The following is a 25341-nucleotide window of genomic DNA, read 5'->3' as shown; positions in this document are numbered from 1 at the left end:
CTCCCGAAAAATAAAGATTGAGTAATCGTTATAATCTATTTAAAATTAAATGTAACCGGTTACTTTTTTATTTAAAAGATGAAAAAGGGACATCCATCAGTAATTGGCAAAGTAATAAGGCACAGCATAAGCCACAATTGAGCGTTAGGGCTTTTAATGCTCCTGCGTCATAAAGTAGAGGTTATAATGGAAAAAAGAAGACTTATTTTAAAAGCAATCGCAGCCACTTTATTAAGCAGCCAAGTAAAACACGTTTGGGCGAGTGATAACAAATTAATCAATCAACCTAAATTAGCAACAACTCAACGCTATGATATTTCACTCTCGCAGTGGTCATTTCACCGCCAAATTTTGGGTAACAGCAAAGTTGATTACCCACTATTTATTAAAACATTGCATTCATCTCCCGATGACCTATTAACCGGCCCCCTCGACACCCGAGATATTGTTGTAAAAGCATATGAACTTAAGGTTGGTATCGTTGATTTAGTGAATATTTTATTTTTTGCTCATGCACAAAATACTCAATGGTTAAGAAATTTTAAGGCGAGAGCCCAAGAGCATAATGTAAGCTTTGCAGTACTCATGTATGATGAAACCGGCTCAATTGGGGCAAGTTCAAAAACGCAGCGAAAACAAGCCATTGAACAACATAAACCGTGGTTAGAAGCCGCCGCAGAATTGGGTTGCAAACAACTCAGAGTCAATGCATATGGCGACGGCACCTACCTGCAACAACTCAATAACTGTGCTGAATCATTAATCACATTAGCCGATTTAGCTAAACAGCATGATCTTGAATTATTAGTCGAAAACCACGGCAATGCATCAAATATTGGCGCTTGGCTTGCGATGCTAATGGAACATACTAATCATGAAAATCTAGGGCTATTTACTGACTTCGATAATTTTTTTATGGGCGGTTGGAATATTAACCCCGAACGCCGATACGATCGTTTCCAAGGGTTAATCGATTTAGCGCCTTACACGCGAGGCGTCAGTGCAAAGTCTCATCATTTCACCTCTGATGGTTTAGAAACAACCATTGATTATCAAGCTTGCTTAAACATATTAACGGCGGCTGGTTTCAACGGTATTGTCAGTGCTGAATTTGAAGGAAACCACTATTCTGAGTTCAAAGGCAGTCAAGCGACCATTGAGTTATTAAAGCGTTATCAAACAACCTAAAAATAAATAATGTATTTTTAAATCAGCGTATCCAGGCTTCGTTTTGATGTAAAACCGCGGTTTTTTAGATTTAGCGAGCTTTTCCCTAATTAAATAATCTACGTAAGTTTTTCAAGCCATCACAACAGCGTTATTACCAAAAATTCAACAATATAAAGCGATACGTCAACAGTTAATGCAATAAATGGATCATGTCAGAATAGGAATTAATCGCGCGTTTTCATCCGCGACCTACCAACAACTCGCGGCACAATTAGGTCTATTAGAGGTTGAATGCGCCACACTTGAAGCGCAAGCCTATCGCAAAATAAGAGCCTCTATGGATCAGCAACAAATAGCCAAGATGATGGCAATACGAGCCGATTATATTATTGACACAAAAAACACAGAAAGCTTATCGGGTATAGCTCGCGGGGCTCAACTATATAAATTTTGTGCCGGTTGCCACGAAACACCAAACCTAGCGCCCAGTTTAACCGGTATACTCAATCGCCCCATAGGTTCAATGCAGTTTAACTACTCTAGCGCCCTTAAAAGCCAGCAACATAATAGATGGGATAATAAAACGCTAGACACTTTTATTGCAGGCCCTGATAAAGCTATACCCGGTAATAAAATGGGCTTTTCAGGTTTACTTAACGCGAGTGATCGACAAGATTTAATTCAATATATAACAACACCCTTAACATTGAATGACCAAGAGTCCAAACAACAAAGTGACTAATAACAAGACAGTTAACACCATATGGTCTTACTTTTTATTTATTTATCAATCAAAAAGACAGCTTCATTGGTAACAACCTTATCGTCGTTGCATCGTTTTTTTTAATATTTTTTTTTAAAGTTTAAAAAAATATTTTACTAATTAGTTTTATTTTTCGCAATTAAGTTAACGTAACAAAAAGATCAAAATTAAAAACTAAAACAACAACTTAACTTTAATTTAATTGCGCTTTATCCATACGATCACATTAAAACTTACCAATAAAGATCATATTTTATTACCAATATCAAAACACACTATTTCCAAATCAAAATATTTGTATTACAATTAATTCATAAATTTCAATGCGAGATACTTTATCGAGCAGACGATATTTAATTACAATGAGCCAAAAGGTGAACGGCCTTGCTTGTTAAATTATCGCTAACGCGTTTTAAGAGAAAACAGTCTCTTACCTTATTCGCCCTAAATTAGTGTCAATTTTGCAACTTAATACTTGTTCGTTTTATTAATGCCTTTGGTGTAACTATTAGTTAACTAACTCAATGAGAATATAATTATGTCTAAAAAAATTGCATTAATTACAGGCGCAACTGGCGGTATCGGTTTTCAAGTAGCTAAGCGTCTTGGTCAAGATGGCTACACAGTTGTACTTAATGGTATTGAAGACGACAAAGGCGCAGAGCGCGTTGCTGAATTAAAAGCAGACGGTATCGAAGCTGAATACTATGGTTTTGACGTAACTAACGATGTGGCAGTAACTGAAAACGTGAACGCTATCGGCGAAAAATATGGCCAAATTGATGTAGTTATTAACAATGCGGGTGGCCTTGGTGGTCGTAGCCCAATTGAAACAATGACAACTGAGTTTTACCGTTTTGTAATGGCATTAAACTTAGACAGCGCATTCTTCGTATCACGTGCAGCTATTCCTTTCATGAAGAAAACTGAAGGTGGTTCAATCATCAACTACACTTCAAACGCAGCTTGGAACGCTGGTGGCCCAGGCGCTGGTATCTACGGTACATCTAAAGGTGCAGTTCACACATTAACACGTGCTTTAGCTAAAGAATTAGCACCAGCAGGTATCCGTGTAAACGCCGTATCACCTGGTACTATCGATACACCTTTCCACGCACAAATTAAAGCAACTAAACCTGAAGTATTCGCAACATGGAAAGACAGCATCATGCTTGGTCGTTTAGGCGAGCCAGAAGAAGTTGCAGGCGTGATCTCTTTCTTAGTCAGCAAAGATGCATCATTCATCACTGCTGAAACGGTTCAAATTGGTGGTGGCCAAGCGTTAGGTATCTAATACCTGTTGCCGTTAAAGCTAACACCGTTAGCTTTACAGTTGAATAAGAAAAAACCATATAAGCAATTATGTGGTTTTTTTGTTCCTACCAATGCAAAAAATCTATCATACAAGCGCAAATAATTTGTGTATGACATGACGCAGGCTAAAACCTTGCTATTATTAAATAATGATTAAATTTTAATAAAAGATAGGCATGGATTTAGTAAATAAATTTTTAGCGCTGCAACAATCTTTAACTCGCTTAGGCTTTCAAGATGGTCAGTTAGAGCAAGACGTAAACGCTAAAACACAAAAAATAATTAAATCCTGCTGCGAACGGCTCAATGTGTCACGCGTGAGCATTTGGCTATTCAGCGACGATCAAAAAAGCATTGTCTGTAGCAACCTATACATACTCGCCGAGAAAAAATTTGAAACGGGTATCGTTATTCATGAAGAAACGTGTCCTCACTATTTTGCATCACTTAGACAAAACCGAGTTATTAATGCCGACAATGCCAGAACAGATGATCGGACAAAAGAATTTTTAGATGGTTATTTAAAACCGTTAAATATCATGTCGATGCTCGATGTGCCGATTTTTAACGAAAAAGGTATGTTTGGGCTTATCTGTATTGAGCAAGCAGAAAAACAGCGCAATTGGGATATGGCCGAAATATCATATTCAGTATCGGTTGCCGACACCATCTCGTTAGTTTATGCGCAATCTAATTGGTTTATTGAAAAACAAAAACTCAGTTACCTCGAAAAAATAGACCCACTCACCAATTTAGAAAACAGACTGTTCTTTCAAAAAAGAATCAATCAAACTATCGATACCGCGATAAAAAACATACCTTGTGCCGTCTTGCTCGTAGGCATGGACAACTTCACACAAATTAATGATAGGTTTGGCTACCACTTTGCGAATCAAGTATTGCGCGAAATATCGCTACGCTTAGATAATATCGATCTCGATTTAAAATACCAACTCGCCCGTGTTGAAGGAGACGTGTTTGCATTTTGGTTACCACAAGTGATAAATGACAAACTCATTGATGAGTTAGTTAGTAAAATCAAATTACAATTTGTAGAAGAAATTAAAACACCATTAGATGAAACCATTGCCACCTCTGCCTCAATAGGCGTTTTTTTAGGCCCAATAAAAGATCTCGTCGATAACGACCCCATTCGCAAAGCCGAACTGGCCATGCAAAAAGCCAAAAATGAACAACAAGGCAGTGATTGTTACTTCGATCCTGAATGGCTAACCAACCATTTAGAAGCCGTAACTTTAGAACGTGAATTTATTGAAGCGTTAAATAAAAACCAAATTATTGCGTTTTATCAACCCATTGTTAAACCCGATTATCCAACTGTCGGTATTTCATTAGAAGCCCTCGTACGCTGGGAACACCCTGAAAAAGGTATTATTACACCTTACCTTATTTTACCTATCGCGAAACGGCTTGGTTTAATGAAAGAGCTCGGCGATATCATACTTGAACAAGCATGCCGCGATATTCGATATTTTCTTGATTCTGGCATTGTTATTAATAAAGTGTCGGTTAATATTTCATCAGAACAGCTCTTTTCACCCAACCTAGTCGCGCAAATAAAGCGCTATGTTGCACAATACCAAATTGCCTTTTCAGCCCTTGAATTTGAAATAGTTGAAGAGCTTATCGCCGGTGATTCAGAAGCTCTGTCGCACCAATTAGAGCAACTGAGTAACTTAGGTATTAATTTATCAATTGATGATTTTGGTACGGGCTATTCTTCTTTATCGCGTTTAAAAAATTTAAAAGTATCAAAACTAAAAATTGATAAATCGTTTGTTGATGGCTTACCCAATAATGAAAGCGACATATGCATCGCGCAATCCATTATCGGGTTAGCAAAAGGCATGAAGCTAGAAATCGTTGCTGAAGGTGTCGAAAGTAAAATACAAGCGCATTGGTTACTCGCAAACGGTTGCGATTTTATTCAAGGCTACTTAGTTTCAAAGCCCATAAAAGCCGAACAAATAACCGACTTTTTAAAAAATGAAAATGCACTCGACAAATTGTGAGCAACAATAAAACCTTATAAGTGGCGGCCATATTTCAAACCATTGCGTTAACTTAAATCAATAGCCTACGGTAACCCATAAACTTATTATTTATCACTTTACGAACATTCATCAATGACATGCATTAATTTAGGTATTGATATTAGTGGCTTTTATTCGTTTACACTATTTGTGTAGCTGATTTGCAGGGTGCCGTGAGCTTGCGAACCGCACTGTTTCTGGTTTATGTTGCGCTAAATTATTATTCTTTTATGGGCGATTTAATTTTTGGTTGGTAGGTTTAAAACGGTTACTTGAGTGTGTTGCGATTCGTTTCACTCATGGCAACCTACAAGCTAAAAAGAGCTGAACACTTATTTTTTCTATAAAAAACCAAAAAGGGAGCACGTGGCTCATCTGGTATATTGGGAGCCCCAATAAAAAACGTTTTTGTTTGATTCTGCTCACCTTAACTTTAGTGAAATATTATTCAGCTAGTGCAAATTCGTGCTGTTTATTTTCTTTTTACATTTATACATTCTTTGATCAGCTAACGATAAACATTCTGATTGATTTGAAGTTTCAAACGTTGTCGCCATGCCAAAGCTAAGCCCAGCCGATTCCCAACCTTTTTGCTGTAGCTCTTGTTCGGTTTTTTTTATCAATCTAGTTAATTGCTTTAAGAGTGGCTCAACTTGCTCTTTTCGCTCCACACTTACCACTAAAATAAACTCATCGCCACCACAGCGAAATACGTCCCCTAGCCCCTGCATTGCCTTTTTAATGGTCGTAGCGACATCAATTAAATACTTATCACCAATATCATGACCACATTTATCATTAATTTTTTTAAAGTTATCAAGGTCAATAAAGGTGATGCAGTAATGCCCAGATAAATGACTAAGCATTTCGTTTTGTGCAAGCCGATTTCCAACTTGGGTTAATGGGTCGATACGTGATGTATTATAAATTCGATTTAATTCTTTTTGCTGTATTTGCAACCACTCAGTCAATGAAAGAAGAATACAAAAGCAGTCAATCGTTAATGCGATTAATACAATGAGTTCAGGGCGTAAACTCAGGTCTAATTTATACGTATGAGATAAAACATATACCGCTAAAGCCAACCCATATAAGAAATTGCCGGTAAGATAATATTTCGCTCTAAAATCTTTTTTTCTGAGCATGAAAATACCGATCCCTATGCATAACGGGATCCAAGCGATGGCGATGATATGTGATACTAAGTAGCCCTGAATAAAAGGCAGAAAAAGTATGAGCACTCCCGCGAACAAGCTCACGATGGTCATTAAATTAAGTATTTTATTTATTTTTGTGTGATCTTGCTGACAATTAAATAGCAATTTAGTGAACTGACTCGCAGCCGCGATAGCAAAAGGAAATAAAAAGATACCGCCATAAACAGGGTTAAATAGCTGAACTTGAAATAAATACCCTAAGCTACCAGAAGCAGCAAACCAACCTAACCCATGTAAACCTATATACCCTGTACAAGCTAATACGGCTAACGATTTAAGCCTTAAGTAAATAAAAGCCGCTATTAAAGCGAGTGTCATCATAACTGTATAAGAAATAGTGGTAATACTATTAATTAAAAACTGTTTATTATAGAAGGCTTTTTTTCGGTAAATATTGATATCAGCCGGTATTGCGAAGACTTTTGCCTGCACATAAATCCAAAGCGTACCGCTTTCTTGCTCGCTTAACGAAAGTGAAAATGTTTGCGAGTGGGTTATTTTGGGGTTGTCACGATTAAGATAACCAAATTGTTCTAACTGAATAGGTTTACCTTGATTAGGTTGCCAATAAGCCGTTCCTAGATCTAAGTAATTCATATTAATATTTACAAACCAGGTGTTTTTATCGTTATTTATATTAGTTAAATTAATTTTTGCGATAAAAGCCCCACTTTTTCCTAATGTGGTAGTAACGCGATCAGCATTTTTAAATAGTTGGTTTAATTGTGAAAAGCGAGGCGGTGTTTCTAAAGGTTGCGTATTAAACCAAAGGTTGTGTTCAGCCAGTTTAATTTTATTCGTGTTATCAAGTTTGACATAAGGTTGTGCCGACACAGAAATAGAAAGCACAGAACATATCAAGAGCAAAAATAAGGTAGCCATTTTTATATAAGCGATCGGGTACGTTAAACTACCAATATATTTTTTATAATCACACATAGGCTTCCCTCCTATTGCTGGATAAAGCGCTTACCTTACTTTATCTACTGTTTTCTAAAAGTAAAAAAAAGACAAACCGAAGTTTGTCTTTAGCATAACGCTTGAATATTAATTATCAACTATACCTATTCAGAATAACTCTCTGTTGTAGGGCAGCTACAAATTAAATTACGGTCGCCGTATACATCGTCGATGCGGTTTACGGTTGGCCAAAATTTGTTACTTGCAGCTGCTGCACTTGGAAACACCGCTAATTCGCGTGAATAAGCGCGGTTCCAGTTGGCATCAACTAAATCAGCCATGGTGTGTGGTGCATTGTGTAATGGGTTGTCTTCTACTGTCCATTCACCTTTTTCAACTTTCGTGATTTCGGCTCTGATCGCTAACATGGCATCAATAAAACGGTCAATCTCAACCAGCGGCTCTGATTCAGTTGGCTCTACCATTAAGGTACCCGCAACTGGAAATGACATGGTTGGTGCATGGAATCCGTAATCCATTAAACGTTTGGCCACATCCATTTCGGTTATGCCTGAAGCTTCTTTTAATGGGCGTAAATCAATAATGCATTCGTGCGCAACTTTGCTGTTACGGCCGCGATATAAAATCGGGAAGTCGTCAGCTAAGCGTTTTGCCATGTAGTTGGCACTTAATATGGCTACTTGTGTGGCTTTACGTAAACCTTCGCTGCCCATTAATGCCACATAAGTGTAGCTAATAGGGAGTATAGCGGCGCTACCCCAAGGTGCGGCCGACACCGAGCCGTTGTCGGCACCTGTGCCCGCAATATTGATCACCGGGTGGTTAGGTAAAAACGGCGCTAAGTGTGATTTAACACCGATAGGGCCCATACCTGGGCCACCGCCACCGTGTGGAATACAAAAGGTTTTGTGTAAGTTTAAGTGTGATACATCTGAGCCGATGAAACCCGGTGACGTTACGCCAACTTGTGCATTCATGTTGGCACCATCCATGTAAACTTGGCCACCGTGTTCGTGGATTAGGTCACAAATATCGCGTATGGTTTCTTCGTATACGCCATGGGTTGATGGATACGTGATCATGATGCATGATAAATTTTCTGACACTTGCTCGGCTTTTTCGCGTAAGTCGTCCATATCGACATTACCGTTTGCATCACACTTTGTGACAACCACTTTCATGCCTGCCATTTGAGCTGAAGCGGGGTTAGTGCCGTGTGCTGAACTTGGGATCAAGCAGATGTTACGGTGATGGTCGCCGCGACTTTGATGATATTTTTGGATCGCAATTAAGCCAGCGTACTCACCTTGTGCGCCTGAGTTTGGCTGCATGCTGAGTGCATCGTAACCGGTAATGTTAATTAACCAATCTGATAATTCGCTGATCATACCTTGGTAGCCTTGCGCTTGTTCAACCGGTGTAAACGGATGCAAGTTAGCAAATTCTGGCCATGTCACCGGGATCATTTCAGCGGTGGCATTTAGCTTCATGGTGCATGAGCCTAATGAAATCATTGAATGATTTAGGGCTAAATCTTTGGCTTCTAACGATTTAAGGTAGCGTAACATTTCAGTTTCTGAATGATGCGTATTAAACACTTCGTTAGTTAAATAAGCAGAGGTGCGCTGTAAGTCAGCCGGTATTGATTGGCTGCCTTGCGTAGCTATGTCAGCATCTAAGCTATCAATGATTAAGCCATGATCTGCACCTAATATAACATCGAACAATTTAGCGATGTCTTGCGCTGTAATCGTTTCGTCAATGGCGATTGAAAGTTGGTTTTCAAGATCAGTTCTGAAGTTAATCTCAGCCGCTAAACCACGTGCGATAATCGCATCTTTTTGGCTACCCACATTGAGTGTAATGGTGTCAAACCAAGTGTCGTTAGCTAAAGACACACCGCTCTTTTCACTTTGGCTTTGGATGCCTTTTGCTAATATATCGGTTAAGCGATTTATACGTTGCGCTATTTTTTTAAGCCCTTCTGGCCCATGATATATCGCGTAAAACACGGCCATGTTGGCGAGTAATACTTGTGCTGTACAGATGTTTGAGTTGGCTTTTTCGCGACGTATATGTTGTTCACGCGTTTGTAATGCCATACGCAATGCTTCGTTGCCTCGGCTATCAACCGATACACCAATAATACGGCCAGGTAACGAACGCTTGTATTTATCTTTAGTGGCGAAGAACGCGGCGTGTGGTCCGCCGTATCCCATCGGTACACCAAAACGCTGAGCTGAACCTAAAGCGACATCGGCTCCAAGTTCGCCCGGCGATTTTAATAAGGTTAATGCGAGTAAATCGGAAGCAACACAGGCAATGCCTTTTTTGCTTTGCACATCGGCAATTAATTCGCTGATGTCGCTCACTGCACCGGTTGTATTAGGGTATTGAAATAAAGCACCAAATACGTTGTAGTTAACTACATTTTCGGCAGCTTCTATAACAATTTCAAAGCCAAACATTTCAGCGCGGGTTTTAACTAAATCAATGGTTTGTGGGTGTACATCATCAGCAATAAAGAAGGTGTCGCATTTTTTATTTTTGCTTACACGTTTAGCTAACGCCATGGCTTCAGCTGCCGCAGTACCTTCATCCAGCATTGAGGCGTTGGCCATTTCCATGCCGGTTAGGTCGATAATCATTTGCTGATACGTTAACAATGAACGTAAACGACCTTGTGCGATTTCAGGTTGGTAAGGCGTATAAGCCGTGTACCAACCTGGGTTTTCGAGCACGTTACGCAAAATAACATTCGGCACATGCGTGTTGTAATAACCCATACCGATGTATGAGGTGAACATTTGATTTTGCTTGGCAAGGGCTTTTAGTTTGCTCAGCACGTCAACTTCTGTTTGGCTTTCGCCTACATTGATTGGGTCTTTTAGCAAAATATTACCAGGGACCGTTTGCTCAATTAATTCATCGAGTGTCGTTAAGCCTAATGTAGCCAACATATGTTGCTGCTCGGCTTCATCGGGCCCGATGTGGCGTTGGATAAATTCATTGCGGTTTTCAAGCTGTTGCAAAGACAATTGTTCAGTCATGTCTGCGATGTTTCCTAATATTCAATAATAAAAAAACCTCGAGGTAACGGGTTGTCGTTCGCATCGAGGTTTGTGATTAGCGTTTTGTGGCTAATGTTTATTCGTCTTCGTCGATCGAACCAGCGTAACCTTCAGCGTCAAGTAAAGATTCTAGCTCGGTGATATCGTCTAATTTGATTTTGAATAACCAACCGTCGCCAAAAGCGTCTGAGTTGATGAGTTCGGGTGCATCTTCTAATTCTTCATTGATTTCGATCACTTCACCAGTAACGGGTGCGTATACATCAGAAGCCGCTTTAACTGATTCAACAACTGCAGCATCATCGCCTGTTGCTAATGCATCACCTTCGTCAGGTAAATCAACGTGAACTAAGTCACCTAATAAATCTTGCGCATGCTCAGTAATACCCACGGTTACAATGCCATCGCCATCGTGACGAACCCATTCGTGTGTACTCGTGTATTTTAATTCTGCAGGGATATTGCTCATTATAAGTTCCTTAAATCAATTAAATTTTGCTTCAAATGCGTTTGCTTTATTTATAGTCAAAGCAAACGTATTTGGAAATATTTTTATGGTCGATTATCTTGTGTGTTTTATGGTGGCTTTGCCAACCCCAACTAAAAATGGTTAATTTTTATACTACAATACCGATTTGCCATTACGGACAAATGAAGGTTTTACGACTTTTACGGTGACTTGTTTTTTACGCATTTCAACGTCAACCGTTGCCCCTACATTGTTAGGGACACGCGCCATGGCAATGCTAAAGCCTAACGTAGGTGAAAAAGTACCAGAGGTGATCACGCCTTCACCGGCCTCACTAATGACTTTTAAGCCAGCGCGTAATACGCCCTTCTCTTCCATCACTAAACCAACAATCTTGCTGTTATTGGTTTCGCGTGCAGTTTCTAATGCAGTACGCCCAACAAATTGACGTTCACTTGGTTCCCAGGCAATTGTCCACCCCATGTTTGCTGCTAAGGGTGAAATGGTTTCATCCATATCTTGGCCGTATAGATTCATACCGGCTTCTAGGCGTAAAGTATCGCGCGCGCCTAAACCACAAGGCACAACACCTAAATCAAGTAGTGATTGCCAAAATGCAGGTGCTTGTTTATTTTTAAGCAGTATTTCGTAACCGGCTTCGCCCGTATAACCTGTGGTTGCAATAAACAACTCACCCGCTTGATAACCAAAAAATGGTTTCATATCGGCAACGATATCTTGTTGTTCTGAGTTTAATAATTTACCAACCGTCGCTTTAGCGGCAGGGCCTTGCACGGCTATCATGGCTAGGTCGTCACGTTCAGTTAATTCAACATCAAACCCGTTAGTTTGAGCATTTAACCATGCTAAATCTTTTTCGCGAGTTGCAGAGTTAACCACTAAACGGTAATCATCTTCGGCGAAGTAATAAACGATAAGATCATCAATTACCCCACCCGCTTCGTTTAACATACCGCTGTATAAGGCTTTACCTTTGGTTGTTAATTTAGCAACATCGTTGGCTAATAGGTTTTGTAGGTAAGCTTTGGCTTGTGGCCCTTTTGCATCAACTACTGTCATGTGTGATACATCAAACATGCCTGCATTTTGTCTTACCGCATGATGCTCTTCAATTTGTGAGCTGTAGCGTATTGGCATTTCCCAACCATGAAAATCAACCATTTTAGCTGATGATTCAAGATGTTTGGCATGTAAGACTGTTTGATTAGACATGTAAAACCTATTAACGAAAAAATAAACGAAATTTTGGACGCGGATTATAACGGAAGTTAACGCGCTAAAACAGCAATCAGCGTATTTTTAGTGCTGTATTTTTTTGTTTTAATGGTATGGGATGCGTTTGCTTTGAAATGTAAAAAGCCTGCTGGTTTATTTGCAGGCTTTATCTTTATGATTTAATTACGCTTTAAGCCCAGCAAGCATTTTGCTCACCGGCGAAAAATAACGCTCTAAGTCAATTCTGATTGGCATAAAGTAGATATGCGATCCCGTTTTCGCACTGTGATCAATGACTTGTTTGGTAAAATTAATGTTCCAATCGTAGCTGGCATCAAAATCAGAGGGGAATACGGCATGGTTCATTCTTTCCCAATAGGCTTGTGATTTCTCAGTGACGACAGGGCTGATACCCCAAAATGTTTTTTCTGCGGGTAAAAAGTCGGAGTAAACCTCAAGCAATCGAATATCGAAAAAAGGTTGCGATAAAATGTAGTCACAGCCAGCATCAAATTTTTTGAATATATATTCTTTTTCTTGCTTGATGCTTGAGCGATAAGGGTCAAATCCACAGTAGATTTCAATATCAGGAAAGTCATTACGGATATCTTTTATTAAATCGATAACTTGTGTGTCGTATACACGGTGCGACATATCAGGTGGAGGATCGCCCGATACGATCAAGACCTTGTCTAATTCGTAGGCATGTATTAATTTTTGAAAACGTTTTTCAGGTCGATTAAAGTCAATTGCCCGAAAGTGTGGAATAAAATCGTGTTGTTGGCGGTCTATAAAGTTAGCACCTTCCCAACTACGGATCGGCAAACGTAATAAGTCGGGCACATTAATGGTGTTAATTTGTGGCAAATGCTGTTTTACAAATTCGATTTGTTCTTGGGTTGCCTCTGCTGTTCTGGGCACCACTTCAAATGATATTTTCACGGGAGTACAACCTATGATGTTTTATCTTCGCTTTTATAAGCGAAATATATTGTTATGTATTGCTTAATTATATCGATTTAATTGCATAAGGCTAAACAATAATCTTCAACATGCTGTTGAAGAGTTTTAAAATTGTTTTTCGTTTTGCTTAGTTGCTATAAACAGCCCCTGACTGATAAACTTAGCGAAACCGCTACAGGATGTACACTATTTATTATGACTTCTCAAACCTCGATTGTTGGTAGAGGCTTTATTCGACGCCTTTATGGTCCTCGCATTGTGGGTTGTGGCTTAGGTGCCATTGCCGTTGCAGCCGTATTTGATACGCTGGGTGTGCCATGGTACTGGTGGCTATTGCTTTTTATTCATGGCTTTGTTTGGCCTCACTTTGCTTATTTTAGAGCACGTAATAGTTTTACCCCTTATGATGCAGAGTTAAACAATTTATTAATCGATTCATTTTTATGTGCTTTTTGGATCCCGGTTATGCAGTTTAATCTATTGCCTAGTGTTTTGATTGTGGCTTGGATGTGCTTTGACAATTTAGCAGCGGCCGGTGTCAAGTTTGCCCTACGCGGTTTAGTCGCATTAGCTATCGGTTTGATCTTTAGTGCTGGAATAGTCGGTTTAACGTATTCAATTGAAACTACGGTGTATCAAATATACGCTGCGTTACCAGTGCTTATTGTTTATCCGTTGTCGCTTGGTTACATCACCTTTTATTTATCTAAACGCATTTACCGACAAAAACTGTTATTAGAAAAAAATTGCCAAACTGATGATTTAACTAAGCTGCATAATCGTCGTTATTGGGAATCGTTAGTTTCCGCTGAACATATAAAATGCGAACGTCATCAATATAAAGCCAGTTTAATGATTATTAATATTGATAACTTTAAAACGATAAACGAGTTATTTGGTCATCAAGCGGCCGACAAAGCGTTGCAATCGGTAGCCAGTTTATTAAAAGATAATAACCGTAAATGCGATATTTTAGGCCGTTATGCGGGTGATGAGTTTGCTATTTTGCTCACAGAGACAACTCAAGAGCAAGCTCAAGTGGTCGCAGAAAAATTGCATGAAAAGTTTAATAGAATGGTTGTCCCGTCTATTGAAGAGCATACGATGGCAGTAGCCATAGGCATTGCCGAATTTTCGAATCAATATTTAGAATATCAACAATGGCTTAATCAAGCCGATCAAGCCTTGCTACAAGCAAAGCAGTTAGGTAAAAACCAAACGGCTATTGTTTAAATTACCAAAGTCACTATTTCAAACCGATTAAAGTGACTTTGGCCTCCCCTTATTCAATCTAATTTATGCGGTTAAAATGCGTTTAAAAAAGGCAACCGACATACCATAAACTTTTAGCGCAATTTCGGGGTCGTACCGATCACCCTCATCTCGCATAAAAGCATGCTGAGCATTAAACTCGTGCCAGGTAAAGTTAACCTCTGAATCGATGAGTTTATGGTGTATTTTGAACCTGCCTTCATTTGGTACATGTGGGTCTTGCTTACCCCATATCATCATTAACTCGCCTTTTATATCGGGCGTGCGTTCAAAACTATTATTGCCTTCGGCGGCAGGTAACGTATCTGAATGAATATCAGTGGCGTATAAACAACAAGCGGCTTCAATTTTAGGGTTTAAGGCTGCTCGATAGGCTAAGTGTCCACCTATACATACCCCCATCGCCCCAACTCGACCGTTGCAATATGTTTGCTGAGTGACAAAATCAATCATCGCTTGTGTATCGGTATCATGAGCTTCAAGTGGTTTTGCCCATTTGTCTTCATTGCCTTTGTCTTTACCGGCATCATCATAACCCAATACAGTACCTATTGGATTTAACTCATGAAACACTTCAGGCACTAAAACAACAAAACCATGCCCTGCCATAATGGCAGCGGTGCGTGCAATAGGCGCAGTTTGTTGAAAAATTTCTGAATAAAAAATAATAGCTGGGTACTGACCTGCGTTGACAGGACGATATACATAAGTGCGCATAACCCCAGTTGGAGTATTTAAATCAATGGTTTCATTTGTGATTATCATATTTATCTTTATAAGTTGTTATTAATAGAGTGTGTTGATTAACGTTCTAATACAAACGTTTTTAAGTTAAGCAGATCTTTAATTGGCATCGGTCGAGCAACTAAATAACCTTGGATATAATCACACGCTTGCTGTTGTAAAAATAAGAAATGCTCAGGCGTTTCAACCCCTTCAGCCACGGTCTGCAAACCGAGTTTATGGGCCATTGCAATGATTGCTGATGATATTTCAACGTCATTTTTGTCATCAGGGATCCCCATAATAAACGAGCGATCAATTTTAACCGTATGTATAGGAAACTGTTTTAAATACGCTAACGATGAATACCCGGTACCAAAATCATCAATACTCAGTTTACAACCGATATCACGTAACGCGCCCATTATTTCGATGGCTTTATGAATATCTTCCATAACGAGTGATTCAGTTAGCTCAAACTCAATTTGCTGTGGCTGTATGTTATAACGATTTAATGCATTATGAATATCATCCACTAAGTGCGTGGAGAAGAACTGTCGAGCCGATAAGTTAATCGCAATACCTTCTATGCCTATTTCAGCAAATTCAGCCTCATATTGTTGTAATGTTGCACATACTTGCTCAATCACCCATTGGCCTATCGTTATTATTAGCCCACTTTCTTCAGCGATAGGTATAAATTTATCAGGCGGGATGAAACCTTCTTCGTCATCTATCCAACGTAATAATGCTTCACCCCAAACAAATTTATTTTTTGCGAGATCAAATTGCGGCTGCACATAAATAGCTAAACTTTCATTTTCGATAGCCGAACGTAATTTACGCTCTAATCTAACGACTTCTTTTAATTCTTGATCTAAATCAGATGAAAAATAAGCAACTTGGTTACGACCATTATCTTTAGCTTTATAGAGCGCGATATCAGCATTTTTAACCAGCGTGTCCGATATACTGGCATCTTCAGGATAAACAGCAACACCAATCGAAGCCGATACTTCAAAATTCTGACTATAAACTGAAATAGGCTTTTGAATCGCTTGAAATATGCGATCAACCACTAATTCAATACTGGCTTTTTCATTGGCATTTTGCAGTAAAATCATAAATTCATCGCCGCCCATACGCGAAACAACATCTTCTTCAAATACCGCATCTCTAAGACATTTAGCCAACTTAACCAATAATTCATCACCCGCATCGTGCCCCAGTGAATCATTCACTTTTTTAAAGTGATCTAAATCCAGCATTAATACCGCAATAGACTGCTTTTGCTTACGGGCTTGTTCAAGCGAAAAGTGCAAATGGTCTTTAAAAAAGCGACGATTAGGTAATTGAGTTAATGGATCATAAAACGCGAGCTTTTCTAATTCATTTTGCGCATTTTTTAACTCGGTCGCATCCACAACAGAACCGATAATACTCGTCACTTCGCCCGTTTGCGATTGCAATTGCGGGGCAAAATATTCAATTAGATTGAGTTCGCGCCCTGTTTTAGGATCGATATACGGGTATTCAAGCATTTGCGATTCTTTGCTCGAAAGCACTTTTTGTAAACATCGGTGATATAGGTTTTGATGCGATTCAGGAATATTTTCGCAATATTGTTCTGTCGTGGTAAAACGATCAATACCGGTAATTTTTCGCCACTTTGTGTTGGTAAAAATATGACCATTAACCCGATCAAAAGCATAAATACCAATGGGCGCATTTTGTGCTAACACTTTAAAACGTGATTGAGAGGCTAAAAGCGCTCTATTCTCTTTCGCTAAACTATCTAGCATTTGATTAAACGCGCTCACAAGCAAACCTATTTCATCATCATTACGTTTTGTCGCACGTAATGATGAAAAAGGATTACTAATAATAGCGGACGCTGTTACATGCAAATCATGCAGCGGTTTTAAGACCGTTTTTAACATACGCGATGCTAATAATAAGGCCAACAATATCGCGATAACCATAACAACGGTATTAGTGACTAGCAAATACGCTTGAACATTTTCTACGTAATTTAAATTAGAGCGTAAACTAAGGTAGCCAACGGTTTCATCGGCATCAAGTATAGGTAAAAACAATTCAACATTATCATCGACAAATGCGCTTTGAGGCGCTTTAACATCTAATGCTTTAAACGTTAATTCACAGGAGTCAATTAAGCCATTTTGAATATATTGGCTAAAAAACACACCCGAACTGTCATAAAGGCAAAGCGTTTCAATTGAATGGTGAAACAGCCCTACGGCTAAATTGATGTCAGCGGCTTGATTATCATAAAAAATAAGAGAGGCAATTGAACGATTAGCAATAATTTGACTTATAACCGTTAAATCGTTAACTAAACGCTTTTTTGCAAGGCTATGCTCAACCAGGTTAACACTGACACTAATAATGGCTAATGCTAATGCACTTGCCGCAATCACAACACGGGTGATCTTAAACTGAAAGCGATTAAAACGCTTTACGCTAGATAACGGCATTAGTAAATCCTACTGGCAAGTTCTAACAGCGCAGAACCAAACGAAATTTGGTTTTGTTTTGCTTGCTCACTGAAAATTTCGAAACTAATGCGGTTGTTTCGTTTGACTAAATTGATTGCAATGCCACTTTTTACTTCGCAGTTATCACACACAATCAACGAATGTTCAGGTAGAGGTTGAGAGAATTCATTTTGACCTAGAATAATAACGTTGCAGGCTGTTTTTTGAGGTTCTACTATTTTAATTTTTTTGCCTTTAACTGCCACTTTTTTACTCGCTCGAGTGAGCACATCTTCAGACATCGGCCCCCCCATAAAGCATAGGTTTATTGCATTATGTTGGGTGTCTATTTCGTTCCATTGCGTATAGCGTAATATCCCCAATACAACAGCGGCTCTTAGCGTTGCTTCATCAGGGCTTTTTGCACAAACAGGCGCAGACAGCAAAACTGAAAACAGTGTCGCTAGAAGCGTATATATTAAAGCGCGTTGAGCGGGGCTTACCATATCCATTAGCAGCTTACCTATCCAGTAAAGTCGAACACTTACTAAACAAAGCTCATCATTCCCGTTATTTAATTAATTATTATTGATTAATATAGTGATCTTACTTTATTAATATGATTTTTTTATGATTTATCAATATTAACATACCTTTTTTGAAGACAAAAAGCACCACTGTATGTATATAACGATATACAAAAAAATCCTGCATAAATAAAACTTAAAGCATTACGCTAAATTAATAGCATAATTTGCACAAACTTAAAACGCAGAAAACAAAAACCCCGCATTAAAGCGGGGTTTCTGTCTTGAATCAGGTTGCTAGTTAAATTTACGCTTCAGGGATAACGTTTAATTTAACAATAGCATTTACTTCGCTGTGTACATTCACAGTGATCTCAAATTCACCTACTTCACGGATTGCGCCGTTTGGTAAACGAACTTCAGATTTAACGATTGCAACACCAGCTTCTGAAACTGCATCAGCAATATCGCGAGTACCGATAGAACCGAAAAGCTTGCCTTCATCACCAGCTTTAGTAGCAATAGTAACTGTACCAACTGCAGCAATAGCATCAGCACGAGCTTGAGCGGCTGCTAGGTTAGCAGCTAGCTTAGCTTCTAATTCTGAACGTTGAGCTTCAAAATGCTCAACATTAGCTTTAGTGGCTGGAACAGCTTTGCTTTGTGGAAATAAAAAGTTACGTGCGTAACCTGCTTTAACGCTTACTTGATCGCCTAAACCACCTAAGTTTGCGATTTTGTCTAAAAGAATGATATTCATTTTGACTTTACCTTATTAAACTATTGGGGAACGATATTAAGCGTGTAAATCAGTGTATGGTAACAATGACAAGTAACGAGCACGTTTGATTGCGCGAGCTAATTGACGTTGATACTTAGCATTTGTACCCGTAATACGGCTAGGTACAATCTTACCACTTTCAGTTACATAATTTTTTAATGTAGCGATATCTTTATAATCGATTTCGCTTACGCCGTCTGCCGTGAAACGACAAAACTTGCGACGTCTGAAAAAACGAGCCATTGGCTTCTCCTAATCAGTAATATTTATCTGTCGAGCGTGTAATACCAGTTGGGCTAAGCCGTTACGACCTTCAACTCTTACGAGAAACCCTGTTACTTGTACACGACACCCAGACTTTAAAAATTCAGTTTGCGATTTAAACTCACCGCCACTCGCTACCACTTTTATTCGACACCAAACGCGTCGTGGTAACCCAGCTTCATACTGTTCAGATTCGTGTTCTAACACAAACTGACAATGCACTACACCTGCGGGGCTTTTCGAAATTGCAGGGTCTTTAGGTAAAAATCCTGAAATGACGAGAGTGTTATCATTCACATTTATTCAGCAGTAGCGCTTGCTGCAGAATCATCACCTTTAGGTGCTGCTTCTTTTGCCGGAGCTGAATCTTCTCTACGGGTACGAACTGGCTCTTCTTTCTTCACTAAAGGTGAAGCTTCAGTAACAGCCGCTTTAGTACGAACAATTAAGTTACGTAATACAGCATCGTTAAAACGGAAAGCAGTTTCTAATTCGTCGAGAGCTTCAGAAGGCGCTTCTACGTTTAATAAAACATAGTGTGCTTTATGTAACTTTTCGATTGGATAAGCTAATTGGCGACGACCCCAGTCTTCAAGACGGTGAATTTGGCCACCAGCATTATTGATAACGTCGCTATAACGCTCAATCATGCCTGGAACTTGTTCACTCTGATCAGGGTGAACCATAAATACGATTTCGTAATGACGCATTATTGCTCCTTACGGTTAATGAGCCCCGAGAACAGCTCAGCTAAACTGCCTATGGAGGCAAGGAACGGATTGATAGCTGATAAGGGCGCGGATTCTACAGCATGAACACACATTGTGCAATGCTGCTTTAGAAAAGAAAGTGTAGTTTTTCAATTAATTACTGGGCGGGAATAAAAAAACAGATTTAAGCGGCCAAAATAATTTATAGATTAATGCGCAAACCTAACATTAAACCTTCTTTGAGTTGCTCATTGGCCGCTTGAGTTGAATTGTTTTCGTCGACTTTAGCTTCTACATAGCCACCAATATTGGGTGTCCATGAATACCAAGCGCCTAAAGAGACGGCTTGCCCTTCGGTAGTTTCATTTATATCGATAGTTTCATCATCAGCAACTTGATACTTGCTATATACCGTTAGCTTATCATCGATGCCGTAACTCAGTTGTAATGCTAAGGCTTTGCCATCAATTGTATTATAGTGCATATCTAGCTCTGTTACGGCTAGATGACTAACCGCTAACCCAGCATGAAAACCAGCTTGACTGAATTGACCATAGTCAGCCCCCACTGCAAAGCGGCTCTCTTCATACAGCGTTTCATCACCTGTATTTTTATCTTGCACTGAAAGCTGATAAAAAGAAGCATTAACGCTGGCCGTATTGTTCCAAGTGTAATGAACTTTAACACCATCAATATCGATACGCGCTTGACTTGTTTGAGTCGCTTCGGTTAATGCCGATTGAACATTGATAGATTTATTGCGTTGCCAACGCGAAATATTTAAAGGTTTTAGTAACGTAGGATGATCAGTATCACGAGACAAGTCCGCGTTCGATTGATAACTCACTACTTTCAAGGTAGAAAAAGACGACACAGACTCATGAGATGGAATCGATGTATATAACAATGAACTTGAAGACTCATTTTCGTTCTGGGCAAAAACAGAACTCATGAGCAAGCTCAAACCAACGGTTTGGGCTATTTTGTGATTAGTCGTCAACATCTCTTAACCTTAGTTAAGTCGGCATTTTGATCATATGGTTTAAAATGACGCGCTTTTATTGTTTTTATCAGTAATTTTTTATATACGCTTAGGTCAATTAAGCGCTGTTTTTATACTGAGTTTAATATTAGTTATAGTCGACGATACTGCATTAAACTAGGGTTAAATCACATTTTTGATAAATTATAGTCAAAGCGATCGGGGTTTAGGGGCAGGTTTCTAGTTCCAGACGAAACCGAAGTACTGACATCCATGTAAGCAAAGCAGTCAAAGCTACCGCGTCCTGCTCTCGCCATGCAGGCAAGCTTCGAGACGCCATGAGCATATGCTCTACTATGTGATTGGGGCCGCCTAAATGGATTTAGGTGTTAGAACGACGCAGGAGCCAAAGTCGAGAGTAAGCGCTGACAATGAACCATAAAACCTGAGCGAAAAGATTATAGTTAGCAAGTCGTTGAAATGTAAATAAGTGTGCTCACTTGCCATCTATATTGCGACCTAACATAAGAAAAAAGCGCTAAAAAGTGCTTTAATAAGAAAAGTAATTCTAGGGCGTGTTTATCTTTGTCGTATCGATTTTGTTCAATTCCAAAGCGTTTTGATCGCGGCATTGGCTTGATGGCATAGTGGTTCTACGTCAAAAGCCAATAACAAAGAGCAAAACGTTTTGGATTGAACCCAAAGGGCAGCGCATTTGCACTCTTTCTACTATGTTGCCCCACATGGATGTGGGGTAAGGTGACTTTGCAGGAGCATAAAGTCTTTATCGCGCTTTTATGTAGAATAACGACACCGCAATCGCTCTGCCTTGTATAAATCGTGCAAATACGGCTGCAAAAGCATACACAAAAGATAAACACGCCCTAGCGAATCAATCATTACCTCGTTGCCTGACAACCTCAAATAAACAAACCCCTGTTGCAACGCTGACATTTAAACTTGAAACACTGCCCGCCATTGGAATAGAGATAAGCTCATCACATGTTTCACGTGTTAAACGACGCATGCCTTTTCCTTCTGCTCCCATGACTAATGCCATAGGGCCAACCAACTTAGCTTGGTGCAACGTTTGTGTGGCTTCGCCTGCGGTTCCAATTACCCATACACCTTGCTCTTGAATATGACGGAGTGTTCTGGCTAAATTAGTCACTTGTATAAAAGGCACTTTTTCTGCGGCACCACAAGCAACTTTACGGGCGGTAGACGTTAAACCACCTGAATTATCTTTAGGTACAATGACCGCATGCGCACCTGCCGCATCAGCGGTTCGCAAACAAGCACCAATATTATGCGGATCAGTCACACCATCAAGAACCAGCAGAAACGTTTGCTGACCTTTTTCATTTAAAATAACATCCAAATCATTTTCAGTTAAAACTGGCGCCATTTTAACTCGAGCTACAATCCCTTGGTGGCGACCACCTGATGCTTTATCGTCTAATGATTTGCGATTTGCAATTTGTATGGAGATCCCATTACTTTGTGCTAATCGTAAAATTTGGTTTAATCTTTCATCATCTCGACCCTTTAAGGCAAATATTTCTAAAAAACGCTCAGGTTCTTGGCTGATAACGGCTTCTACAGCATGAATGCCATATATTGTTTCGGTTTTACTCAAGGCGTTTTATCTCCGCTTTTTCTTTCTGCTGGGGCTACTTGGGCTCGTTGTTGCTTCGCTCGAGGCCACTCTTGATTTGGGTCTACCTTTACCTGCTGCTCGCCCTTTGGGCTTACCTGACGAGAGTGGTGACTTTTTATTTTTGGCAGCATTTGAATTGTCTTTGTCCATCAACTCTTGTGTTTTACTGCCACCTTTACGTTTTGGTTTACCTTTATGCTTATGTTTATGCTTGCCTTTAGGTTTTTCATTACGGGGCTGTCGGTCTTTATGTTTTTTGGTCTCTGGCTTGCTTGTAGATGACTCGGTACGTTTATTTTCGACTTTATCTAAAATCGCATCTTTAGGGGCTATTTTAAAATCAATTTTTTTATCTTCTAGATTAACACCAGCAACAATAATGCTCACTTCATCACCCAGTTTATACACTTTGCGTGTGCGTTCACCTTTTAAGCGCTGCTTAGCGTTATCAAACACGTAATAGTCTTTACCAAGCGAAGCAATATGCACTAAACCTTCAATATATAAATCATGGACTCGAACAAAAAAACCAAAACCCGTAACGGCTGAAATAACCCCCGCATAAGTACTGCCAACATGATCTTGCATAAATTCGCATTTCAACCAGTTTGCTACATCACGAGTCGCTTCATCAGCTCGTCGTTCAGTCATTGATGTATGCTCGCCGAGTTTGTCTATCGCGTCTGTTGTATAGCTATGTTCGCCATCATTGCGTTGTGTTTTTTTCTGTTTGACTAAAACAGACTTTATTGCACGATGTAAAATCAAGTCAGGGTAACGACGTATGGGTGAAGTAAAATGAGAATAACCATTAAGTGCTAAGCCAAAGTGGCCTTGGTTATCGCCACTATAAACGGCTTGCTGCATTGACCGAAGCATCATCGTTTGAATTAATTCTTGATCAGGTCGGCCTTGAATACGCTCAATTAATTCTTTATAAACATGCGGTGTAATATTATTTTTATCAAACGACATGGTTAAACCCAGCTCGCCGATAAAACCAATAAATTTGGTTAATCGCTCACCTTCAGGCGCTTCATGAATACGGAATAACGCTTGAGCTTTATGCTTTTCGACAAAACGTGCAGCTGACACATTCGCTAAAATCATGCATTCTTCGATAAGCTTATGTGCATCATTACGTGTAATTAGCTCAATAGTTTCGATTTTACGTTCTGAATTAAAAACAAATCTAGGTTCAGGTGTTTCGAACTCTATTGCACCGCGTTCTGAGCGTTTAGTCTTTAATGCATTATACATTGCATGCAATGTTTCTAAATGCGGAACAAATGTCGAATAACGTTCACGTAAAGGCTCATCACCCTCTAGTATTTTACCAACTTTGGTATACGTAAAACGCGCATGCGAATTCATAACAGCAGGATAAAACTCGTAACCCGATAAATTCCCCGCTTCACTGACGGTCATCTCACAGACCATACATAATCGGTCTACGTTAGGGTTTAATGAGCATAAACCATTTGAAAGCTTTTCTGGCAACATCGGTACGACTTGCTCAGGAAAATAAACCGATGTTCCTCGATCTTGCGCTTCATCGTCTAAAGCGGTTCCAGGACGAACATAATGACTGACATCAGCAATGGCAACCCATAAACGCCAACCACCGGATTTTTTACGTTCACAGTAAACGGCATCATCAAAATCACGTGCATCTTCACCATCTATGGTGACTAAAGGTAATGCACGTAAATCACGACGAGTCACTTTGGATTCTTCTAAAACTTCATCTGCAATTTTATCTATTTCACGATCAACTTTGCTTGACCAATGATGAGGAATATCATAATTGCGTAAGGCAACATCAATTTCCATGCCCGGAGCCATATGATCACCGAGAATTTCTTTGATCTTACCAAGAGGGCTAAAACGCTTTGATGGACGTTTAATTAACTCGACCACAACCATTTGACCATGACGAGCACCTTTAATATTTCCCTGCTCAATAATAATTTCATGTTGAATACGGCTATCATCGGGAACAACAAAAGCCAGTCTATTTTCAATAAAAAAGCGGCCAACTAAAGGCTCTTTTCTACCCTGAATTGTTTTAACTATTTTAGCTTCTTGGCGACCTTTTTTATCCACACTGCCAGCCTTAGCTAAGACTAAATCACCATGCATACATGACTGCATTTGGTGATTAAGCAAGAATAAGTCTTTTCCTGAACCGCCCGTATTAAGAAAACCAAAGCCTTCGCGATGACCAATCACTCGACCGGTCACTAAGCCTAATTTATCTGGGGTTGTGTATTCATTCGACTTATCTAATAAAACTCGACCTTCATCTTGCAATGAAATTAAACAAGCGGTTAGCTCGCGCTGAGCGTCTTTATCAGAAATTGAAAATTGCTGGCATAAATGTTGAAAATCAACAGGCGCTAAGCTCTCGTCTAGATAGCTAGCTACTTTTTCAGCAAGTAATGGATGAAATTTATTTTTTGTATCTTTGGCTGATGGGCGCATAAATAGCTTCATGTAAATTAATTAACCACAGTATACCCGACTAAGACAAAAAAGTAGCGATATACCCACATTCCTTTTATTTATAAAAAAAGAACTAATTAACAATAATTGAGCATTTTTTAAAATCTATCAGCAAAAATACACTTTTCCACTAAGCTTAAATTTATACGATGTGAACTTAACATTTCTTTGACATTTAGTGCTTAATATAACGTCGTCAATATATTAAAAACAACGCGTTTTACAGAACCTTTAGCAGAAA

The 25341-nt window shown here is 39.3% G+C and carries 20 protein-coding genes; 5 read left to right on the top strand and 15 right to left on the bottom strand.

Going from position 1 to position 25341, the window contains the following annotated elements:
• Nucleotides 1-186 precede the first annotated feature (186 nt).
• The 4 genes from DPX34_RS14090 (at nt 187) to DPX34_RS14075 (ending at nt 5280) form a co-directional block, all read left to right on the top strand.
• Nucleotides 187-1188, top strand: coding sequence for a sugar phosphate isomerase/epimerase family protein (locus tag DPX34_RS14090; RefSeq protein WP_157964739.1), 1002 nt, complete (start codon nt 187-189; stop codon nt 1186-1188).
• Nucleotides 1189-1372: 184 nt separating this feature from the next.
• Entirely contained in the window at nt 1373-1912 is a 540-nt protein-coding gene (locus tag DPX34_RS14085; protein ID WP_111979094.1) for a c-type cytochrome, read from the top strand.
• 559 nt (nt 1913-2471) lie between these two features.
• Nucleotides 2472-3227 carry an SDR family NAD(P)-dependent oxidoreductase gene (locus DPX34_RS14080; protein WP_111979093.1) on the top strand — a complete coding sequence of 252 codons (756 nt, stop codon included), beginning with the start codon at nt 2472-2474 and terminating at the stop codon, nt 3225-3227.
• A gap of 196 nt (nt 3228-3423) precedes the next feature.
• Nucleotides 3424-5280 carry a sensor domain-containing phosphodiesterase gene (locus DPX34_RS14075; protein WP_111979092.1) on the top strand — a complete coding sequence of 619 codons (1857 nt, stop codon included), beginning with the start codon at nt 3424-3426 and terminating at the stop codon, nt 5278-5280.
• Nucleotides 5281-5753: 473 nt separating this feature from the next.
• Here DPX34_RS14075 and DPX34_RS14070 read toward each other — a convergent pair whose 3' ends face one another.
• From DPX34_RS14070 to DPX34_RS14050, 5 genes are all read right to left on the bottom strand, one after another.
• The gene (locus DPX34_RS14070; RefSeq protein ID WP_111979091.1) at nt 5754-7457 is read right to left on the bottom strand and encodes a diguanylate cyclase; all 1704 of its coding nucleotides are present in this window, start codon (nt 7455-7457) and stop codon (nt 5754-5756) included.
• 125 nt (nt 7458-7582) lie between these two features.
• Entirely contained in the window at nt 7583-10489 is a 2907-nt protein-coding gene (gene gcvP, locus DPX34_RS14065; RefSeq protein ID WP_111979090.1) for an aminomethyl-transferring glycine dehydrogenase, read from the bottom strand.
• 97 nt (nt 10490-10586) lie between these two features.
• Nucleotides 10587-10979 (bottom strand): glycine cleavage system protein GcvH, encoded by a 393-nt coding sequence (gcvH, locus tag DPX34_RS14060; protein WP_111979089.1) that lies wholly within the window; start codon nt 10977-10979, stop codon nt 10587-10589.
• A 153-nt stretch (nt 10980-11132) separates the two neighbouring features.
• Complete coding sequence (gene gcvT / locus DPX34_RS14055; protein WP_111979088.1) at nt 11133-12212, bottom strand: glycine cleavage system aminomethyltransferase GcvT; 1080 nt, start codon at nt 12210-12212, stop codon at nt 11133-11135.
• A gap of 186 nt (nt 12213-12398) precedes the next feature.
• Complete coding sequence (locus DPX34_RS14050; RefSeq protein WP_111979087.1) at nt 12399-13157, bottom strand: methylenetetrahydrofolate reductase; 759 nt, start codon at nt 13155-13157, stop codon at nt 12399-12401.
• A 216-nt stretch (nt 13158-13373) separates the two neighbouring features.
• On the opposite strand from DPX34_RS14050, the gene DPX34_RS14045 reads away from it, so the two are divergent.
• Nucleotides 13374-14411 carry a diguanylate cyclase gene (locus DPX34_RS14045; RefSeq protein ID WP_111979086.1) on the top strand — a complete coding sequence of 346 codons (1038 nt, stop codon included), beginning with the start codon at nt 13374-13376 and terminating at the stop codon, nt 14409-14411.
• A 63-nt stretch (nt 14412-14474) separates the two neighbouring features.
• Here the strand turns inward: DPX34_RS14045 and DPX34_RS14040 are convergent, their stop codons facing one another.
• From DPX34_RS14040 to rnr, 10 genes are all read right to left on the bottom strand, one after another.
• On the bottom strand, nt 14475-15215 hold the full coding sequence (locus DPX34_RS14040) for a dienelactone hydrolase family protein (RefSeq protein WP_111979085.1): 741 nt from the start codon (nt 15213-15215) through the stop codon (nt 14475-14477).
• Between the two features lie 38 nt (nt 15216-15253).
• Nucleotides 15254-17671: an EAL domain-containing protein gene (locus DPX34_RS14035; protein ID WP_111979084.1), complete on the bottom strand. Its 2418-nt coding sequence runs from the start codon at nt 17669-17671 to the stop codon at nt 15254-15256.
• On the bottom strand, nt 17671-18183 hold the full coding sequence (locus tag DPX34_RS14030; RefSeq protein ID WP_111979083.1) for a YfiR family protein: 513 nt from the start codon (nt 18181-18183) through the stop codon (nt 17671-17673). Before DPX34_RS14030 ends, DPX34_RS14035 begins: the two co-directional genes overlap by 1 nt.
• A 322-nt stretch (nt 18184-18505) precedes the next feature.
• On the bottom strand, nt 18506-18958 hold the full coding sequence (gene rplI / locus DPX34_RS14025; protein ID WP_111979082.1) for a 50S ribosomal protein L9: 453 nt from the start codon (nt 18956-18958) through the stop codon (nt 18506-18508).
• A 36-nt stretch (nt 18959-18994) separates the two neighbouring features.
• The gene (gene rpsR, locus DPX34_RS14020; protein WP_111979081.1) at nt 18995-19222 is read right to left on the bottom strand and encodes a 30S ribosomal protein S18; all 228 of its coding nucleotides are present in this window, start codon (nt 19220-19222) and stop codon (nt 18995-18997) included.
• A 9-nt stretch (nt 19223-19231) separates the two neighbouring features.
• Nucleotides 19232-19540 (bottom strand): primosomal replication protein N, encoded by a 309-nt coding sequence (gene priB / locus DPX34_RS14015; RefSeq protein ID WP_111979080.1) that lies wholly within the window; start codon nt 19538-19540, stop codon nt 19232-19234.
• Between the two features lie 2 nt (nt 19541-19542).
• On the bottom strand, nt 19543-19953 hold the full coding sequence (rpsF, locus tag DPX34_RS14010) for a 30S ribosomal protein S6 (RefSeq protein ID WP_111979079.1): 411 nt from the start codon (nt 19951-19953) through the stop codon (nt 19543-19545).
• 202 nt (nt 19954-20155) lie between these two features.
• Nucleotides 20156-20956 carry a hypothetical protein gene (locus tag DPX34_RS14005; protein WP_111979078.1) on the bottom strand — a complete coding sequence of 267 codons (801 nt, stop codon included), beginning with the start codon at nt 20954-20956 and terminating at the stop codon, nt 20156-20158.
• 871 nt (nt 20957-21827) lie between these two features.
• The gene (gene rlmB / locus DPX34_RS14000) at nt 21828-22574 is read right to left on the bottom strand and encodes a 23S rRNA (guanosine(2251)-2'-O)-methyltransferase RlmB (RefSeq protein WP_111979077.1); all 747 of its coding nucleotides are present in this window, start codon (nt 22572-22574) and stop codon (nt 21828-21830) included.
• A 6-nt stretch (nt 22575-22580) separates the two neighbouring features.
• Nucleotides 22581-25079 carry a ribonuclease R gene (gene rnr / locus DPX34_RS13995; protein WP_232824746.1) on the bottom strand — a complete coding sequence of 833 codons (2499 nt, stop codon included), beginning with the start codon at nt 25077-25079 and terminating at the stop codon, nt 22581-22583.
• Nucleotides 25080-25341 lie beyond the last annotated feature (262 nt).

This window comes from Algibacillus agarilyticus (assembly GCF_003286125.1).
Lineage (GTDB): Bacteria > Pseudomonadota > Gammaproteobacteria > Enterobacterales > Alteromonadaceae > Algibacillus > Algibacillus agarilyticus.
This window is presented reverse-complemented; position numbering and strand designations above follow the sequence as displayed.

Coding starts and splice junctions, on each gene's coding strand:
- DPX34_RS14090 (WP_157964739.1), top strand. CDS start 187: ATGGAAAAAAGAAGACTTATTTTAAAAGCAATCGCAGCCACTTTATTA.
- DPX34_RS14085 (WP_111979094.1), top strand. CDS start 1,373: ATGGATCATGTCAGAATAGGAATTAATCGCGCGTTTTCATCCGCGACC.
- DPX34_RS14080 (WP_111979093.1), top strand. CDS start 2,472: ATGTCTAAAAAAATTGCATTAATTACAGGCGCAACTGGCGGTATCGGT.
- DPX34_RS14075 (WP_111979092.1), top strand. CDS start 3,424: ATGGATTTAGTAAATAAATTTTTAGCGCTGCAACAATCTTTAACTCGC.
- DPX34_RS14070 (WP_111979091.1), bottom strand. CDS start 7,457: ATGTGTGATTATAAAAAATATATTGGTAGTTTAACGTACCCGATCGCT.
- gcvP (WP_111979090.1), bottom strand. CDS start 10,489: ATGACTGAACAATTGTCTTTGCAACAGCTTGAAAACCGCAATGAATTT.
- gcvH (WP_111979089.1), bottom strand. CDS start 10,979: ATGAGCAATATCCCTGCAGAATTAAAATACACGAGTACACACGAATGG.
- gcvT (WP_111979088.1), bottom strand. CDS start 12,212: ATGTCTAATCAAACAGTCTTACATGCCAAACATCTTGAATCATCAGCT.
- DPX34_RS14045 (WP_111979086.1), top strand. CDS start 13,374: ATGACTTCTCAAACCTCGATTGTTGGTAGAGGCTTTATTCGACGCCTT.
- DPX34_RS14040 (WP_111979085.1), bottom strand. CDS start 15,215: ATGATAATCACAAATGAAACCATTGATTTAAATACTCCAACTGGGGTT.
- DPX34_RS14035 (WP_111979084.1), bottom strand. CDS start 17,671: ATGCCGTTATCTAGCGTAAAGCGTTTTAATCGCTTTCAGTTTAAGATC.
- DPX34_RS14030 (WP_111979083.1), bottom strand. CDS start 18,183: ATGGATATGGTAAGCCCCGCTCAACGCGCTTTAATATATACGCTTCTA.
- rplI (WP_111979082.1), bottom strand. CDS start 18,958: ATGAATATCATTCTTTTAGACAAAATCGCAAACTTAGGTGGTTTAGGC.
- rpsR (WP_111979081.1), bottom strand. CDS start 19,222: ATGGCTCGTTTTTTCAGACGTCGCAAGTTTTGTCGTTTCACGGCAGAC.
- rpsF (WP_111979079.1), bottom strand. CDS start 19,953: ATGCGTCATTACGAAATCGTATTTATGGTTCACCCTGATCAGAGTGAA.
- DPX34_RS14005 (WP_111979078.1), bottom strand. CDS start 20,956: ATGTTGACGACTAATCACAAAATAGCCCAAACCGTTGGTTTGAGCTTG.
- rnr (WP_232824746.1), bottom strand. CDS start 25,079: ATGCGCCCATCAGCCAAAGATACAAAAAATAAATTTCATCCATTACTT.